14 protein-coding genes and 1 pseudogene are annotated in these 18085 nt (G+C 61.0%); 3 read left to right on the forward strand and 12 right to left on the reverse strand.

The window, feature by feature from the left end:
* Positions 1–505 precede the first annotated feature (505 nt).
* Positions 506–1144 (reverse strand): TetR/AcrR family transcriptional regulator, encoded by a 639-nt coding sequence (locus tag IB238_RS20785; RefSeq protein ID WP_192251596.1) that lies wholly within the window; start codon positions 1142–1144, stop codon positions 506–508.
* Between the two features lie 512 nt (positions 1145–1656).
* Positions 1657–2076: a DUF6455 family protein gene (locus IB238_RS20790; protein ID WP_192251598.1), complete on the reverse strand. Its 420-nt coding sequence runs from the start codon at positions 2074–2076 to the stop codon at positions 1657–1659.
* A 264-nt stretch (positions 2077–2340) separates the two neighbouring features.
* Here IB238_RS20790 and IB238_RS20795 point away from each other — a divergent pair, with 264 nt between their 5' ends.
* Positions 2341–2781 (forward strand): hypothetical protein, encoded by a 441-nt coding sequence (locus IB238_RS20795; protein WP_192251599.1) that lies wholly within the window; start codon positions 2341–2343, stop codon positions 2779–2781.
* A gap of 77 nt (positions 2782–2858) precedes the next feature.
* Here the strand turns inward: IB238_RS20795 and IB238_RS20800 are convergent, their stop codons facing one another.
* The 6 genes and pseudogenes from IB238_RS20800 to IB238_RS20825 form a co-directional block, all read right to left on the reverse strand.
* Positions 2859–3641 carry an ABC transporter permease gene (locus tag IB238_RS20800; RefSeq protein WP_192251601.1) on the reverse strand — a complete coding sequence of 261 codons (783 nt, stop codon included), beginning with the start codon at positions 3639–3641 and terminating at the stop codon, positions 2859–2861.
* A 3-nt stretch (positions 3642–3644) separates the two neighbouring features.
* Positions 3645–4823 carry an ABC transporter permease gene (locus tag IB238_RS20805; protein WP_192251604.1) on the reverse strand — a complete coding sequence of 393 codons (1179 nt, stop codon included), beginning with the start codon at positions 4821–4823 and terminating at the stop codon, positions 3645–3647.
* Entirely contained in the window at positions 4820–5887 is a 1068-nt protein-coding gene (locus IB238_RS20810) for an ABC transporter ATP-binding protein (protein WP_192251606.1), read from the reverse strand. The genes IB238_RS20805 and IB238_RS20810 overlap by 4 nt, the downstream gene beginning before the upstream one ends.
* Before the next feature lie 113 nt (positions 5888–6000).
* Positions 6001–6978: pseudogene (locus IB238_RS20815) on the reverse strand (ABC transporter substrate-binding protein); the annotation flags it as partial.
* A gap of 287 nt (positions 6979–7265) precedes the next feature.
* Entirely contained in the window at positions 7266–8006 is a 741-nt protein-coding gene (locus IB238_RS20820) for an SDR family oxidoreductase (protein WP_192251612.1), read from the reverse strand.
* 75 nt (positions 8007–8081) lie between these two features.
* Positions 8082–8762, reverse strand: a complete 681-nt coding sequence (locus IB238_RS20825) for a GntR family transcriptional regulator (protein ID WP_192251615.1) — start codon at positions 8760–8762, stop codon at positions 8082–8084.
* Positions 8763–8961: 199 nt separating this feature from the next.
* On the opposite strand from IB238_RS20825, the gene IB238_RS20830 reads away from it, so the two are divergent.
* Positions 8962–10011 carry a phosphotransferase enzyme family protein gene (locus IB238_RS20830; RefSeq protein WP_192251618.1) on the forward strand — a complete coding sequence of 350 codons (1050 nt, stop codon included), beginning with the start codon at positions 8962–8964 and terminating at the stop codon, positions 10009–10011.
* 2 nt (positions 10012–10013) lie between these two features.
* Positions 10014–11330, forward strand: a complete 1317-nt coding sequence (locus IB238_RS20835; RefSeq protein WP_192251620.1) for an aspartate aminotransferase family protein — start codon at positions 10014–10016, stop codon at positions 11328–11330.
* Between the two features lie 206 nt (positions 11331–11536).
* On the opposite strand, the gene IB238_RS20840 is transcribed toward IB238_RS20835, so the two are convergent.
* The 4 genes from IB238_RS20840 to IB238_RS20855 all read right to left on the reverse strand — a co-directional run bounded on the left by IB238_RS20840 (position 11537) and on the right by IB238_RS20855 (position 18084).
* Entirely contained in the window at positions 11537–13153 is a 1617-nt protein-coding gene (locus IB238_RS20840; RefSeq protein ID WP_192251623.1) for a GMC family oxidoreductase N-terminal domain-containing protein, read from the reverse strand.
* 299 nt (positions 13154–13452) lie between these two features.
* A complete protein-coding gene (locus tag IB238_RS20845) occupies positions 13453–15507 on the reverse strand; it encodes a VWA domain-containing protein (protein ID WP_192251626.1) in 2055 nt (684 codons plus the stop codon).
* Between the two features lie 223 nt (positions 15508–15730).
* Positions 15731–17359 carry a GMC family oxidoreductase gene (locus IB238_RS20850; protein WP_192252439.1) on the reverse strand — a complete coding sequence of 543 codons (1629 nt, stop codon included), beginning with the start codon at positions 17357–17359 and terminating at the stop codon, positions 15731–15733.
* Between the two features lie 26 nt (positions 17360–17385).
* A complete protein-coding gene (locus IB238_RS20855) occupies positions 17386–18084 on the reverse strand; it encodes a membrane-anchored protein (RefSeq protein ID WP_192252442.1) in 699 nt (232 codons plus the stop codon).
* Between the last annotated feature and the right edge of the window lies 1 nt (position 18085).

Consider the following 18085-nt stretch of genomic DNA (forward strand, 5'->3'; position numbering starts at 1 on the left):
TCAGTCTCCCCCTTCTGCCACCTCGGTTCCCAGAGTGTGCGGTCGCCCGTCAGCGGCGCACCTGTATCCTTGACGGTGTGACATGACTTGCAGGCCTGATCGTACAGTCCAGCCAGCCTTGCATCGGCGGGCTTCAGTGCTGCACTCTGTTCAGGCGTCAAAGGCTGCGGCGCTGATTCAGATTCGCAGCCGGCGAGCAACAGCACGACCAGCGCGCTCGCCGCGCGCACTATCGGTCTGAATGTTGGATTTTCCCGCCTATCGGCACGGGTCAGCTCTGGGCGTGACCTCGCGAATCGATGCCGCAGTAACCGCGGTGCTCTCATTCCGCCCCTCCCAAGCAAAAACAATAGCTATGACTACATATTAGCCATGGCTATCGGTTGTCAATGCCAGACGGAATAGTTCGGAGGGTGGTTTGAGGGGCGATCGAACGATGCGACGGGGTGCAAAGCAGAAAAAAGATCGGAGCACAGCGTTGGCCGTCGAGGCCGAACGCTACGTCTCAATTGCGCGTGCCATCACTCTCGAAGAGCAAAGCCGAGCGTAGAATCCTGGCCGCCTCCGCGAAAATGACGTCCTTTGAGATGCCGTGCTCCTCGTGCAACAGCTCGTCGACCGCGTAGCCGAATTCCACCGCCATGCGGATCCGGTTCCACAAGGCGTCGCGCGACAGTTGCGGCAAATGGGGCATACTTGCGTCTGTGAGCAGATCGGTCACGTACCGATGCGATTGGACGCGTATATGGACTAGCCTCGGGGCCGCATGCAGCGCACGCTCGATCCAGACCCCGCCCGGCTCTGTATCTGTGATCGCCGCTGTTTCGCGAAGCAATTCCTCGACATGCGCCGCTGCAAGTTCAACTCCCTTGCTCAGGTATCGGTCGATCCAGGCCATCAGAACCGCATTCTGCCGCTCCATTAGCCTCAGTCCGAGCGCTTCCAGTACCGCATATTTGTCTTCGAAATAGCGATAGAGGGCCGGTGGCGAAACGTTGGCACGTTGGCAGATCAGATTCGTCGAGATCCGTTCGATGCCCACTTCGGCAAGCAGCACGCCAGCGACTTCAAGCAGCGTATCGCGCGTCTGCACGGCCCGAGCCTGCTTTGGTGGTTGCTTGGCGACCATGGTGGCCTTCGCCATCAGTTCCGCTTCCTTTCCAAACACGCATAACAACACGGGCCTTCAAAATTGAAGTGCCGCACCTGCATGCCAGCATCGCCGCCATTTCAAGACGTGCAGAAGCTCCATAACACGTTGGTCGCCATCGCCGATCCGACCACTTGCCGCAAAGAGATGCTGGGTCGGGGATCACGGCTGATCACTGCGTTCAACAGCTTTGGAGATTGCTACATCGACAGCTGTGCGTACGCAACATCCCGGCATGACTGCGGCGTGATGTCTCGTTGTTTGCGTATTTGAAACGATCCGCTGGTGGAAGTTAAGACCGAAGGTGCGCGGTTGCGGCGCCAACCATCGCGGTGCCATTTCTGGCATTTGGCGAAGCGGTGATTTTGCGCAGCGGATCACTTGAAAAACGGCGACCTCGCGCTCCAGCAGCTTTCTCTCGAACAGGCATGGTCTAGCCTGAGCAGCATTGCCCGCAGGTCAACACTCCGCAAATGTTGGGGCGAGTTTAGGTGGCAATCCCTGACTTAGTGCGAAGTAGCAACCGCTCCAGAGTTACCTTGAATTTCTGCCAGAACGTCAGAATTGTTGCAAAAGGCGACGTGATCGATTGCGATCGTTCCCTTTTTGATGCTTCGTCGACAGACAGCCTTCCATTGGCATTCGACACACACGCGTCTCATGTCGTTGTAATCTCTTTTGCGAAGCGATTCAGCGTCGATACCGAGCGCTGTCAAAAGGCAACCTAGTTCATCGGCAGCGTGATGGACTTGATTAATCACTTCGAGGAACTGCACAGGCGTCAGTCCGCAATCTGCGGCGAGCGCATCTATTTCTGCCGGCAATAGCAGCGCGAGTTCGCTACGCATGCGCGCGCGCTCGCGGTATCCCTTCCAGCGGTCAGTCATCAATTCGAGAGCGTCAAGAAGCAGGCTGCGGTTTGACATAATGCTCCTCCCTGAAAGGGGCAGGATGCAACAATCAGTTGCACTCGTCTTTGAGCAAAAGCAAATATATCAATACAAAGTGGCGGCCGACCAAACCGGCCGCATGCTGGATCCGCACCTAACATCGCTTTAGTAGGCAATATTTAACGGTCTTGTCCCATTTCTTCCGCAGCTGAAATTAGGAATGTTCCATCGCGCACAACCGTGCTTTCCGTCAGCTGTTTCCGGCGCCCGGATGCTGAACCGACGTCGAACTGCGCGAGGATGGCGCATCAGTTTGGGGAGCGGAATAGACTTCTTTCGGAGGAGATCAGGACGGGGCTGGTTTCGTTCGTCGAGGCGGCCTCCCGCGTGGCCGCAATTATCTGCGAAGGCGCCTTCCTTCTGGGGACGGCGCGGATTCAGCAGGAGGTGGTGGAGCTTTTTGAAGCGGAACCGAAGCAGCCAGAAATCAGGCACATAGAAGAGATGGCGCTGTTGACGTCTCAACAGCGGAGCTACCACGAAAACGCCCTGGAAAAATTGCTGAGCATTCGGGACGAGGTCAACCGGTTTGAGAGTGGCCGTTTGTCCGTGCGCGTTCTCAGCTGCCTCATTGCGGATCTCGAGGCTTTCCAGCAACTAATTGCTGCGGGTCTCACAGACATTGCTTCCGTGAACCAGAGCCTTCGACAAAACGTTTCATTGCTGATGTCAGTGATGTGAGGCCGGCGGTGGATCGCCGACCTCATGGTTCAAAGGATGCCCGTTATCCGCGAGATGCCGACAAGGAGACCTGTACGCTATGTTCGCTTCGCCAGCATGGAGCGGGACAACACGACGGCGAGCCCGACAAGGACTGTCGCGGCGATGAAGAGGAATGCCGCTGCCGCAATGGCCGGGCTGATGTTTTCACGGATACTGGAGAACATTTGCCGGGCCAGTGTGCGCTGGTTGGGGCCGGCGACAAAAAGCGTCAGAACGACCTCGTCCAGCGACGTGGCGAAGGCGAGCACGGCACCTGAGAGCACGCCCGGCATGGCGAGTGGCAGCGTAACGCGCCGGAAGACCGTCGTGGGTGCAGCACCAAGGCTCTGGGCCGCAAGCTCCACCCGTTCGTCGATTCCGGCAAGCGCGCCGGTGACGCTGACCACGACGAAGGGCACGGCAACGACCGTATGGGCGATGATGACGCCGGCATAACTGTTGGTCAGCCCGAATCCTGCCAAGAGCACCTGCATGCCTACTCCGAGCACGACGGCCGGAACGACCATCGGCAAGAGGAAAAGCGTGCGCATCGAGCCGCGGAAGAACAGCACCCGGTTGCGCAGGCCCAGCGACGCGGCTGTGCCGAGCACTGTCGCAAGCAGGGTCGTGCCCGTCCCGATAATCAGGCTGTTGATGATCGCACGCCGCCAGGCATCAGCGGTGAACAGTTCCGTAAACCAGCGAAGCGAATAGGACGGGATCGGATAGGTGAGGATGACGCTCGAGGTAAACGCGAGCGGCAGGATGGCGATCAGCGGCGCGATGAGGAACAGGATCGTCAGCGACGCGAAGGTGAATTTCGTGAGTTTCATCGGCATCGCTTAGCGCCTCCCCGGCTCTTCGGCGGAAAGCCGCGCATAGACACTGTAGAGCAGCAAGGTCGCAAGGAGCAGCACGATGCCGAGCGCCCCGGCCATGCCCCAGTTCGCAGAACCTGTTGCGTAGAAGGCGATGATCGAGCTGATCATCTGGTCACCGGGACCGCCAATCAGCGCCGGAGTGATGTAGTAACCAATCGCCGAGATGAAGACGAGCAGGCTGCCGGAGGCGACGCCGCGCAGGCTTAGCGGCAGGAGCACACGCAAGAAGGCGCGCAATGGGTGTGCGCCAAGCGAGGCTGCAGCCGGCATCAGGTTTTTCGGGATAGTGATGAGCACCGAATAGATCGGCAGCACCATGAAGGGCAGCAGCACGTGGGTCATGGCGATGATGACGCCGGTACGGTTGAAGATCAGCGCCAGCGGCCCATCGATCAGTCCGAGCGACTGCAGGAGGTCGTTGATCAGCCCCTTCTCCTGCAACAGGATGAACCAGGCCGCTGTGCGCACCAGAAGCGAGGTCCAGAGCGGCAGCAACACGGCCCCAAGCATCAGGTCGCGCTTCCAGCCGGAGAGCGAAGCGGCGATTATCGCATAGGGAAAACCGATGCAGGCACAGGCAAAGGTGACGAGCCCGGCGATCCAGAATGTCCGCACCAGGATGACGCGGTTAACGGACTGGTCGGCCGGCAGTTGTTCGATGTCGCCGGCAGCATTGCGCCCGAGGTCGACGGCGGCGAGCAAATTGCGGTCGGTCAGTGGCGAGAGCGCATCGGTGATCGCGAGCCAGAACTCCGGCTTTTCCCAGCGCTTGTCGATGGATACGAGATCGGCGGGCGGGTTCGCGGTGTCTTCAAGGGCGGTCGTCGTCTTCGACATCAGCGTGCGGAACCCGGAACGGGCGCTGTTGAGGCGGCGCACCATGTCGCCGAGCGCCTGGTCGTTATCGACGGCCTTCAGATCCTCCATCAGCGCCGTCTGCATGGGCATGGTCGGCGGTGACTTGCGATCCCAATCCTGAAGCACTTCGGCGCTGCGCGGCAACAGGCGCAGAACCGCTGTATCGGAGACCGCCTGCGACATCATGGTGAACAGCGGCCAGACGAAGAAGCCGATGAGAAAGAGCAGCAGCGGTGCGAGAAGCAGAAGCGACCGACCGGTCCGGGATTTCCGTGCTTTCATGGCGCGATGACTCGGCAGTCACTGGCCGAAAAGGCCGCATAGACCTTGGTACCTGGCGAGAATTCCCGCGAGCGACGGCCGAGCTTGGCGATCAGCGGATGAGCGTCATTGTGCAACTGCACCCGGAGATGGTCGCCCTGATAGACGGAATCGGTGACCTCCGTTTCCAGGCAATTTCGCACATCGCCGCGCGTTTCGCTGAGATCAACGCGCTCCGGTCGGATGGACAGGTAGACTGGCTGGCCCGAAGTCACGGTGCCCGAAACGGCGGAAACGATACGCGCCCCGGATGGCAGCTTCACGGTTGCTTCCTGCCCCTGGACCGCCTCGACCACGCCCTCGACGAGATTGGTCTCACCGATGAACTCGGCGACGAAGCGCGTTGCCGGCTCGTCATAGACTTGTCGCGGCGTGCCGATCTGCTCGATCTTGCCCTTGTTGAAGACCGCAACGCGGTCCGACATGGTGAGCGCTTCCGACTGGTCGTGTGTGACGAAGACGATCGTCAGGCCGAGTCGATGGTGAAGATCGCGAATGTCGAGTTGCATCTGTTCGCGCAGTTGCTTGTCGAGCGCGCCGAGCGGCTCGTCCATCAGCACGACGCGCGGTTCGAAGACGAGCGCGCGGGCAAGCGCCACGCGCTGCTGCTGACCGCCTGAGAGCTGGGACGGCCGGCGGTCGCTGAGCGCCGAAAGCTGCACCATGTCCAACGCCCGAGTGACGCGCTCGCCGATCTCCGCCTTGCCGATACCGCGCATCTGCAGCGGAAAGGCGATGTTTTCGCCGACCGACATATGCGGGAACAGGGCATAGCTCTGGAAAACAACGCCCATATCCCGCTTGTGGGTCGGGACGTCGTTGATCGCGGTCCCGTCCAGGAGGATAGCGCCTGAGGTCGCCTGCTCGAAGCCGGCGAGCATCATCAAAAGGGTTGTCTTGCCAGACCCGGAGGGACCGAGCAGGCTGACGAACTCGCCTTTTCCAATGCTCAGATCGAGGTTTTCGACCACGCAGAGCGAGCCGTAGAATTTCGTGATGCGGTCAAATCGAATGAATTCGGCCACGGAAGACTCCATCGCTTTTGGGGCAAAGGATGTCTCACACGGCTAAGCCGGTGTGAGTCGTCCAGCCAGACAGGAAGGGCGCCGGCGCGCGACGCCCTTCCTACGGATATTTCTTACTGGGCCAGCCAGGCGTTGAAGCGCTGAGTCAGCGTTTCGGCGTTGTCGATCCAGAAGTCCGTGTTGAGCGAGATCGATTCCGTCATGTTGGCCGGATCGGTCGGCAGGTCCTTGGCGAGGTCGGCCGGGACCAGCGCTGCGGCTTCCTTGTTCGGCAGACCGTAGGCGACGAATTCCGGCAGCTTCGACTGATGCTCCGGCAGGCTCGCAAAGGCGATGAAGTCCTGTGCGGCATCCTTGTTTTCAGCGTCCTTCAGCACGACCCAGCTGTCGACAGCATAGATGCTGCCCGGGAAGACGACCTTGAAGTTCTTGCCTTCCGAGCGGTTGATGCCGGTGATGCGGCCGTTATAGGCGGAAGCCATGGCTACTTCGCCGGAGGCGAGGAACTGCAGCGGCTGTGCACCGGATTCCCACCAGACGATGTTCGGCTTCAGCTCGTCGAGCTTCTTGAAGGCGCGCTCAACACCCTCTTCGGTTCCGAGCACGTCATAGAGCTCATCCTTGGAGACGCCGTCGGCCAGAAGTGCGAACTCGAGCGTGTACTTCGGTCCCTTGCGCAGCGAGCGCTTGCCGGGGAACTTTTCGACGTTCCAGAAATCCGCCCACGAGGCTGGGCCTTCCTTCAGCTTGTCGCCGTCATAGGCGATCGCCGTCGACCAGACGATGGCGCCGACGCCGCACTCGTTCACTGCAGACGGCAGGAACTTGTCCTTGCCACCCATCTTGTCCCAGTCGATCTTTTCATACAGGCCGTCGGCGCAGCCGAGCGCCAGCTCCTCCGCTTCAACCTGCACGGCATCCCAGTTTGGCGCTCCGGCCTTGACCTTCGACTGCAGCACGCCGATGCCGCCGTCCCATGCTTCGTCGAGCACTGGCTTGCTGGTCTTTGCGGCGAAAGGCTCAAAATAGATCTTGCGTTGCGCATCCTGATAGTTGCCGCCCCAGGAGACGACAGTCAGGTCACGCGCGAAGACCGGTGCGGCCAGGCCGGCGGAAAGTACGATGGCAGCTGCTGCCAAAACGCCTGATTTCATGATTGTTTTCATTGCATTCCCCTTTTCTGCGTATGTGAGGAACCGACCTTGCGCCGGTTCTGTTGGCGATCTCATGCAGACTGTCGATGCTCGCCTTGCTTTCCCGCACAGGCGACTATTGCAGCCTTTTCGGTCGTCTCGTTCTTTCCCCTGAACGTTTGCCCGACCGAATGATGCATTCCCTATTGCCGGTCAACGGGATTTTTTCCCGCACTTGCGGACTGTCAAGTGTGCTGCCCTCCGTTGATGTGGATTTCGGCACCGTTGATGTAGGATGACTGCTCGGTGCAAAGGAAATAGATGGTCTCGGCGACCTCGCGCGGTTCGCCAAGCCTGCGCATCGGCACTTCCGCCGCCACGAGCGCGTCTGTTCCGGGTGACAGGATCGACGTTTCGATCTCACCTGGTGCGATGGCGTTTGCCCGGATACCCCGGCAGCCGAATTCATGCGCCATTTCCCGGGTCAGCGCCGCAAGGGCCGCCTTGGAGGCTGCATAGGCCACGCCCGCGAACGGGTGAACGCGCGATCCGGCAATGGAAGTCACGTTAACGATCGAACCTTTCGCCGCTTCCAGTTCCGGTAGGAGTGCACGAGCGATCAGCGCCGTGGAGACGAGATTGACGTTGAGTACCTGCGTCCACACATCCGCATCCGAGTCGGCAACGCCGAGACGGCTCCTGCCCGGTCCCTTCGGTGATATCCCGGCGTTGTTGACGAGGGCATGCAGCTTCCCATTCGGCAGGCGCTCGCGCACGGTCGCGGCAAGGCGGTCGATCTGCGTCAGGTCAGCAAGGTCGGCCTGTATATGACTTTCGCGGGCTGACGGCCAGGCGCATTCCTCGGAAAATGGTTGGCGCGAGACGGTGAGAATACGCCAGCCCTTCGACTGGAAGAGCTTGACCGTCGCATGGCCGATGCCGCGGCTTGCTCCCGTCAGCAACATGTAGGGGCACTCTTCCGTCATATGACCGTTCTCCTTTGATGCTTGATACATCGTAATTGGGTGCGAGTGAAATGCAAGCGTAGATTCGAAGGTGAGCTAGGTGCTACGCCTCTCCAGGTCCAGGCCGTGTTCGATCCTGTTGAGGAGCGGCTTGCCGCCAAGCAGGATGTCATCGACGATCGCCATCGAAGCGGCGGCGGAATCGTGCCGTTTGAGCGCTTCTACTACGGGATAGTGGTGATCGATCATTGCCCGCCCGCCAGGAATATAAGCGTCCGAGATAAGCGGACCCATCTGCAGCCAGAGCCGTCGCAGGATGCCGTTAAGCACCGGAAGCCGGGCAATCTGCGGCAGCATGAAGTGGAAAGCCTGGTTCAGTTCCGTGCCTTTCAAGCGGTCTCCAGCCTCGATCGCCTGCTCGTTTTCCCGCAAAATACGCTCCAGAATCTCGATATCCGCGCTGGTCGCAACCTGGGCAGCCGTCTCGGCGGCGAGACCCTCCAGTTTGATCCGAATGGCGCGGATCTCAAAATAGCGGCTCTCGCTCATGGCCGGAATACGGATATCGCGCGGCGAGCGGAAAATGATCGCTTCATCGTTTGCAAGCCGCAGGATGGCGTCGCGGATAGGGGTGACGCTTGTTCCGAACTGCTCGGCGAGATCGCGGATTTTAAGCCGGTCGCCCGGCTGGAACCGACCTTGCATCAACGCGTCGCAGAGCGCACCGTAAACGGTGCTGTTGAGGTTTTCGTGGTCGAGGGTCGCGAACTCAGGCATGGAAATGACCCGGCATATCGTTTAATAAGATACTTGATGCATCTTTTTTGATGTGTTTCAAGTGCAGGCTAGTGTCGTGCGGTATTTCTGCCCGACGTTGCGTATCGAAGTAGCACCGCCAGCCCCCTTTGAATGGGACGCAATGTCCATCAACGGGGCAAGGTCGAACGAAATGCGGGAAACCCGCAACGGAGCAAGCATGACGGAGCAGTCGCCCGCCACGAAGAAGACGGATGCCATGTCGGCGTCGTGGAGCGTAACATCGCTCGCCGATGCCGAAGCGGAGGTCGCGCGTGTCTATGGGCTGAACGGCAGGGTGAAGCGGCTTTCGAGCGAACGGGATGAAACTTTTCTGTTCACGCGTGACGACGGAACGGAATTCATCCTGAAGATCGCCAATCCCGCCGAGGACCCGGCCGCTCTCGAGTTTCAGGACGGGGCGCTTCTGCAACTTGCGGCGACCGCCCCTGCCGTGCCGGTGCCACGGCTCGTGCCGACCGCATCCGGCGCGCCGAGCCATACACTTTCGTCCGTAGACGGCCCGCGCATCATGCGCCTTCTCACGTTCCTCCGTGGAGAATTGCAATACCGCACGCCCTCTTCCGAAGCGCAGAGCCGCAATGTCGGCCGGGCGCTTGCGGCGCTCGGACTGGGCCTTGAGGACTACAGAGGGCGCCCACCTGCCGGCAAGCTGATGTGGGACATTTCCCACACGCTCGACCTTGCCGCTGTGGTCGATCATGTCGGGCCGGAGCGCCGGGCGCAGGTGGAGGCGGTGCTGGGCGAGTTCGAGCGCTCTCTGCCCGCTATCGGCGGGCTCAAGCGGCGGCAGATTATCCACAACGACTTCAATCCCCACAACATTCTGCTCGATCCGGCGGCCCCGACCGAGATCGTTGGCATCATCGACTTCGGTGACATGGTGCATGCGCCGCTGATCAACGACCTTGCCGTCGCGCTGTCCTACCATCTGGCGACGGACAACTGGGCAGCACGCACCGGTGCCTTCCTCGAAGGCTTCCTTTCGGCGCGTGCGCTAGAACCCGCGGAGATCGAACTTCTGCCGCTGCTCGCGCGGTCGCGCCTGGCGATGTCCATCATCATTGCCGAATGGCGTTCAGCACGCTTTCCGGAAAACCGTGACTACATCATGCGAAATCATGCCACCGCCTGGCGGGGGCTGCAAAACATATCCGATCTGACACCAGCCGGGCTGAAGAAGCTCGTGCCCAACCTTTCAGAGGCCTAATCATGTCGATGGTGAATGCTTTCTCGCGCGAAGATTTCGAACGGCTGAACGAGGCCGAAAGGGCGCTGATCGCGCGGCGAGAAAAGGTTCTCGGCCCCGCCTATCGCCTCTTCTACGAAAAGCCGCTGCATCTCGTGCGTGGTGAAGGCGTCTTCCTTTATGACGCCGCGGGCGAAAAGTACCTCGACGCTTATAACAATGTCGCCTCGCTCGGCCATTGCCATCCGCGCGTGGTGGAGGCAATCACGAAGCAGACGGCGGTGCTCAACACCCACACCCGCTATCTGCATGAAGGCATCATCGACTATGCCGAGACGCTGACGGCCACTTTCCCCGACGCCCTCAGCCAGGCCATGTTCACGTGCACGGGCAGCGAGGCCAACGACCTCGCTGTGCGCATCGCCCGTCATGTGACGGGTGGAACGGGCATCATCGCGACCGAACTTGCCTATCACGGGCTGACGAGCGCTGTTGCGGAGTTCTCGCCCTCGCTCGGCGAATCGGTAACGCTCGGACCGCACGTGCGCACGGTTCCCGCTCCCGACAGCTACCGCTTCTCGCCCGAAGAGATGATGGAAAAGTTTGGCCGCGATGTGCGCGCGGCGATTGCCGACCTGAAGCGCCACGGCATCAAGCCGGCGATGCTGATCACGGACACGATTTTTTCGAGTGATGGCATCTTTGCCGGGCCGAAGGGTTTTCTGAAACCGGCCGTCGACGCGATCCATGAGGCGGGCGGCCTCTTCGTCGCCGACGAGGTGCAGCCCGGATTCGGCCGTACCGGTGAGGCAATGTGGGGTTTCGAACGTCACGGTGTGGCGCCTGACATGGTGACGATCGGCAAGCCGATGGGGAACGGCTATCCGATGGCGGGTATCGTGCTTCGGCCGGAAGTCATCGCCGAATTCGGCCCGCGGGCACGCTATTTCAATACGTTCGGCGGCAACCCGATCGCTGCGGCCGCCGGCAAGGCCGTACTCGACACGATCCGTATCGAAGGACTGCAACAGAATGCGCTGGAGGTCGGCCGCTACCTGATGGACGGGCTGAAGAGCCTTTCTGGCATTTGCCCGGCGATCGGCGACGTACGCGGCACCGGCCTCTTCATCGGCGTCGAAGTCGTTGCTGACCCGGCAGAAAAGCGCCCCGACGCGGCACTCACGACCCGCATCGTCAACGGCCTGCGGGATCGTCGGATCCTGATCAGCGCCTCCGGCCCCAACGCCAACATCCTGAAGATCCGCCCTCCCCTCGTCTTCTCTCGGGAAAATGCCGACATGCTGGTGGATGCGCTTGGCGATGTGCTGAAGACGCTCTGAGTGGTTGGGTAGCGATATCACGTCTAGATGGCGGCCGCTCGTCGCTGTGAACTTGGCCGATGATTGAGCGTTGCGGGTCGGATACAGTCATGTCTCCGGCCCGTTTGCTTGTGCCGGGTCCCTATCAGCTCATCGCTGTTGATTCGCCGGGAACTAACCCCGGCGTTTGCGCCAAGGCATGTTTCGCGAGCTATCCCGTAACTTCATCACTGCTCCTCGTGAAGAATCAGATCGGCCGCCTTTTCTCCGATCATGGCCGAGGGGGCCTGTGTGTTGCCGCTGATCAGTTGTGGCATGATTGAGGCATCGGCCACGCGCAGTCCCGCCACGCCGCGAACACGTAGACGTGGATCAACCACCGAACTGGCATCTGCTCCCATCCGGCAAGTTCCGACCGGATGATAGATCGTATCGGCATGGAGGCGGATCAGGTCTCGTAGCGCCTCGCCTTCCTCTGTGCCGATCCCGTGGATAGGCCGGCCACCGAAACGGGCCAGCGACGGCGCGGCAAGGATGCGTCGCACGATCCCCACTCCGCGAACGAGGATTTCCATGTCCTCCGGCGCGGAAAGGAAGCGCGGATCGATCAGCGGCGCGTCGCGTGCCTCGGCGCTCCGCAGGCCCACGCGACCGCGGCTGGCCGGGCGCAGCGCACAGACATGCAGTGCCATGCCGGTGCCGAGATGGATGTTGCGGTTGTGGTCATCAACGAAGCCGATGCAGAAATGAAGCTGGAGATCGGGCCGCGATACTGTGGGGCTTGAGCGCAGAAATGCCCCGCCTTCTGCGGCGTTGCTGGTAAACATGCCTTCGCCCCGGCGCATCCAGCGAACAAGATCAACCGCGCCCCGGGCCGCCGTCGATAGGTTCAGCCCGAACAGCCCCGGCGCCTTCATCCGAAGATTGGTCGTGAAGTCCAGGTGATCCTGAAGATTTTCGCCCACGTCTTGACGATCGGCGAAAACAGCGATGCCGTGCTGCGCCAGTTCGGCGGCGGGTCCGATCCCCGACAGCATCAGAAGCTGCGGGGAGCCGAAGGCCCCGGCGCTGAGCACAATCTCGCGCCGCGCCGTCACGTCGAAGGACTGGGTGCCGCGCCGCAGCCGGACCGCGTTTGCCCGGCCATCGGAGAACAGAATGCGCTCAGCTTGCGTCTCGGCAAGAATGCAGAGGTTCGGGAGGCGCGGGCCCTCCTGCAGATAGGCGCGGCCGGCATTCAACCGCCGTCCCTCGCGCTGGAACAGCTGATAGGCGCCGAAGCCCTCCTGGCTGGGGCCATTGAAATCCGGGTTGTGATTGTAGCCGCATTCCTTTCCTGCGCGGATAAAGGCTTCTGTTGCCGGGTTGGTGTGGCGGGGGTCGCTGACGACTAGGGGGCCAAATTCCCCGTGCCAGTCGCTTGCGCCCCGGCTATTGGCCTCCAGCCGCTGAAACAATGGTAGGACATCCGCGAAACTCCAGCCGGCGCAGCCCTGCGCGGCCCATTCGTCGTAGTCCTCAGGCTGACCGCGAATGCAGATCATCGCATTGATAAGGCTGCTGCCCCCTATCCCGCGTCCGCGTGGCTGGTAGCCCCGCCGCCCATTCAGTCCCGGTTGCGGTTCGGTGCGAAACGCGTAGTTCCAGCGGTTCTTCCACGGCATCAGTAAAGCCATGCCTAGCGGCATGTCGGACAGAAGCGGCGCCTTCGCGCCGCCGGCCTCAATCACCGCGACACTTGGATGCGACGGCGCTTCTGCCAGCCGACGGGCGACCGCCGCTCCGGCTGGGCCGGCGCCAATTACGATATAGTCAAACTCAACCTTTGACCCGGCTTGAGGCATTCCCCGTTCTCCGTCTTTTTTGAAGCCACATACCCGTCTCCCCTCTGTCGTTCTCTGCAAACCGTCAGGTGCGCCTGCGATGATCCGTGATCAATCGTCGCGGAGTGCCGCCCGCCCGAATTCGGCGAGTGGCAACCTTGCGCCGGCGGCCTTTGCCGCACACCTCACTGCAACGAGCGAAACACTCCGCACAACGGAACGCTGCGCATCTCACTCATTGCTTCGCCCGCGCAAATGCGCTTGTCTAACCCAAGAACTCCAGCGGCGGATGGGCGAGTGTTCGGTGGCATAGCAGCAGGTCATTGAACAGCAATGGAACGGCTCTCCAGCATGACGGGGCCATCCGAGGCCGTCAAAATGTAGCGGATCAGATATTCGCCAGGTTGGTCGGGCGCCTTTAAGGCGGCGTTTCCACCGGCTGTTCCGCTCGGCAGATAGACAAAGCTGATTTCCCCGCCGATTTCGGCATGGCCGGCTGGAACCAGATCGATATAGTCTCCGTTGTTGGCCGGACCGGTCCATTCGACCATGAACTCCGTTTGTATTTCTGTCGCTTCCGGACCAGCCAAGGTCGCCGTTGCTGGCGTGACCGCAACCGTTCGAGCGGCCAGCACTTTTTTTCCGTCTGTGGTCTCTTGCACGTAGCGGGTTTGGTAGTCGCCGGGCTTGCCAGGTGCCTGTAGCATCCCTCGCTTTTCCTCACCCGAGCCCGTCGCATAGAAAAAGCTCAGCTCACCGTTGGTTTCACTAGAACCAGCGGGAACGAGATCGACATAGTCACTCTCGCTGCCTGGGCCATTCCATTCGACCTCGAAGCGGGAACCAATCGTCACCGATTCCGGTGCTGTTATCATCGCGTCCACCGCCGTTACCTCGACCGCCTGGCTCGCCAGCACGCGCTTGTCGTCGGCGGCCTGCATCACATAGCGGACCTGGTAGAGGCCCGGCGTCCCTGGCGCGCGAAGCGCGCCGGTCTCGCCGTCTTCAGAGGAGTCAATGTTGAAATGGCTGATCTCGCCGTTTGTCTCAGTAAAGTTGGCAGGCACCAGGTCGATATAGTCGCCCGAGTTGCGGGGGCCGGTCCAGGCGACACTGACATCTGCTCCTGCGCCGATCTTCGGCGGGAGGGCGATCGTTGCGGTCGCCGGCGTCACGACCAAGGGCACGCTGATCATCACTTTCTTCGCGTCCGGTGCCTCCAGCACATAGCGGAGTTGGTAAGCACCGGGCTCGGCGGGCGCTTGCAGCTTTCCGGGGCCTGACGCCTGGTCGCGCGCGACATAAAAATAGCTGATCTCGCCGCTGGTCTCCTGATGTCCAGCCGGTACGAGGTCGACATAGTCACCCTGATTGGCCGGCCCCTTCCACTTCACCTCGAATGCCTGGCCCGTTGTCACCGAAGGCGGTGGGATCAGGGCGAATTCGCTGTCGACCACCTCGACGGGAGATCGTGCGAGGACATGGCGTCTGTCCGGTCCGGCCCATACATAGCGTACTTCATAGGTCCCGACCTGTCCGGGTGCCCGCAACTGGAGTGGCCGGCCTTCCGAGGCGTAGCGGTAACTGATTTCGCCGTTTGTTTCCTCGTAACCGGCCGGCACCAGATCGACATAGTCGCGTTCGCCGCCAGGACCGCTCCACTCGACTGCCAGGCCAGATCCGATGGCGACCTTTGGCGCCGGCGCCACGCTGGCTTTCGGAAGCTCTACCTTCTTCGGTTCTTCGGTCTCCTTCGGCAGCGAAATGGTTTCATTCAGTGCGGCGCTCAACTCCTCGGCGTTGGTCGCCTGGATATAGCGGCCGCCTGTGTTCTCCGCGAGGCATGCAACCTGACGCCCCTCATCCTTTGAAAGCCCGAAACCGACCACATGGACGGTCAAGTCCACGCCCGCCTCCGCCAGTGCTGCGCCGACGGCGCACGGGTCGGGATTGCAGGTCTCGACCCCGTCGGTGATCAGGATGACGGTCGCCTTTTCCTCGGTATGGCGCAGTGCCGTGGCGGCTTGCTCGACAGCCGCCGACAGCGGCGTCTTTCCGAGAAAGCGCATGCCGGCCACTGCCTTGGTGATGACTTCGCCCGTTCCGGGAGCCGGTTCCACCACCAATTCGATATCGTCGCACTGCCCCTTCTTGCGATGACCATAGGCCATCAGCCCCAGTTCCAGTTCCTGCCGCATGGTTGGCAACACCTTGCGGAGCGTCTCGCGTGCGATCTCGAGCTTTGGCTTGCTATCGATCTGGCCCCACATCGAGCCCGATCCGTCAAGAATGATGATGGCCTTGTCTGCGGCCAATGCGGGTGCGGAAGTGAGTACCGCAATGGACAGAAGACAACTTTTTAAGATCGCGCGCATGACGACTCAACCTCCGGAAGAATCGCAATGTAAGGACAGTCCAAAAAGACTCAAGGGGTCTGTCGTTGCTGTCCCGAGACCTCGGCATTGCTTGGCAGTGCGGATTCGGACACGCTACTCATACGCAACGTTGGCTGTTGCCACAGTGAGACAGGCGAAGGGTCTTCGCGTGACAAAAAAATGTAGGTAATGGGGGAGCCGCAGACTTCCGGGCTAGGTGCCATCATTGCTCCAGTATTACCGCTGCTGCCTTTTCGGCGATCATGATGACCGGCGAGTTCGTGTTGCCCGAGACGATCGTCGGCATGATCGAGGCGTCGACGACACGCAAGGCGGAAAGGCCGTGGACCCTCAGCGCACTATCGACCACGGCCATGCCGTCCCGCCCCATTTTGCAAGTGCCGACCGGATGAAAGATCGTTGTTGCTATGTCGCCGGCGCGGCGGATCAATTCGTCGTCGGTTTGATGTTCCACTCCCGGAAGCACTTCCTTCGGATGGAACTTTGCAATCGCCTGCGTCGCCATGAGGCTGCGCGCGTGGCGGATCGCCTTCGCTGCCAAGAGCTGGTCGCCGATGGTCGACAGATAGTTCGGTCGGATATTCGGCGCCAACCTGCTGTCATTCTTGCTCAGGTGAACTGTGCCGCGGCTTTCCGGCCGCAGGTTGCAGACCGAAACCGTGACCGCGGGATAGCGATGCAGGGGTTCCCCCAGTCGATCGGTGCTCAATGGCTGGACATGATATTCGAGGTCGGCAGTGGCGAGGGCAGGGTCGCTCTTGGCAAAGATGCCGAGCTGGCTCGGGGCCATCGATAGCGGACCAGAGCGCCGCAGGATGTATTCGAGCCCCATGCCGGCGCGGGTGAAGAGATTGTGGTATAGCTGGTTCAGTGTCTTCGCGCCTTCGACGCGAAAGACGGTTCTTATTTGCAGGTGATCCTGAAGGTTTTCGCCGACCCCCGGCAGTTCATGCGTCACCTCTATCCCGATGGAGGACAGCACGTCAGGGCGGCCGATCCCGGACAATTCGAGGATTTTCGGCGAGTTGATCGCTCCGGCGGAAAGGATCACTTCCCGCCGCGCATGGGCGACATGCGCCTGCCCTTTCATGGTGAAGCGGACACCCGTCACGCGCTTGCCTTCCAGAAGGAGGTGCCCGGTTTCCGCGCCGGTCAGAACCCGAAGGTTCGGCCTCTTCATCGCAGGTCGCAGAAAGGCCTTCGTCGTGTTCCACCGCAAGCCGCCGCGCTGGTTGACCTCGAAATAGCCCGAGCCTTCATTGTCACCGTCGTTGAAGTCGTCGCGTTTCGGAATGCCAAGCTCTTCGGCAGCATCGCGAAAAGCGTCGAGGATTGGCCAGGAGAGGCGCTGGCGCTCCACCCGCCATTCACCGCCGGCACCGTGCATCGCCGACTTGCCGCGATGACTATCCTCTGACTTGATGAAGAATGGCAGAACATCGTCCCAGCCCCAGCCGGCATTTCCGGCCTGACGCCAGCTGTCATAGTCGGCCGCCTGCCCGCGCATGTAGATCATGCCGTTGATCGAAGAGCACCCACCCAGCACCTTGCCGCGCGGATAGGGCAGTGAGCGCCCGTTCAGGCCGGGCTCTGCCGCGGTCTTCATCATCCAATCGGTGCGCGGATTGCCCATGCAATAGAGATAGCCGATCGGTACTTGAACCCAGTGATAGCGATCGCTGCCTCCGGCTTCCAACAACAGGACGCGGTTCGCAGGATCGGCGGACAGCCGGTTTGCGAGAACGCAGCCAGCCGACCCCGCTCCAATGACGATGAAATCGTAGGTTCCGCCATTCACAGCGACGTTCGCGGTCCCTTCATTCACATGCATGGTCACGCTGCAACTCCCTCAGAGGCTCACCCCGTCCATAGCGGTATCCCGCTGGCTTCAGCAACATCGGGATCGGCCGTGTAGATGGAGTGGCCCCTGTCGCGAAGAGCCTTTAGGGCCTTCTGGTCCATGTCCTTGTGGAATCGCGGCAGGTTCTCCTGGTTATAGATATGGCCACTTGCATGCGGGCTGATGCCGGTCAGGATGACGGCCGGCGCGCCATTGTGGAGAGCAAAGAGTGCCGCATGGATACCGTTCGAGCACTTGTCTTCCCTGTCGAGTTCCTCGCTCTTCATGCCGCAGACGCGGTCGAGGAGCGCCATGCGCTGGTATCGGTCGATGATGTGGAGGTTGTCGTACTGGTAGTCGAAGTTTCGGAGCCCCTCCCGCAGGGATGGCAGACCGTCGCGCCACAACATCATGTACAAGGTGCCGGTGCGTTTGCCCTGCAGGACCCGCCTGACTTCCTTCGCATTCGTGTTGGTGCCGCGGACCTGGTGGAACATCATGAAGGTGATGTCGGGCTTCTCGATGCCCCACCTTTCCGTCACCATCTGCGCCCCGTTGACGGTGATCACACGGAAACGCGCGTCCAATCCGGCGGGCTTGTTCGAAATCGGCGCGGACCCGACGACCACGACCGGCCCATCGAAGGGAGCCGCCGCGATGGGCGGGCGCGGCCGCAGGAGATTGTATTTGATCCGGCGGTAGATCCGGGTCTTCATG

The organism is Rhizobium sp. ARZ01 (assembly GCF_014851675.1).
Taxonomy (GTDB): Bacteria; Pseudomonadota; Alphaproteobacteria; order Rhizobiales; family Rhizobiaceae; genus Mycoplana.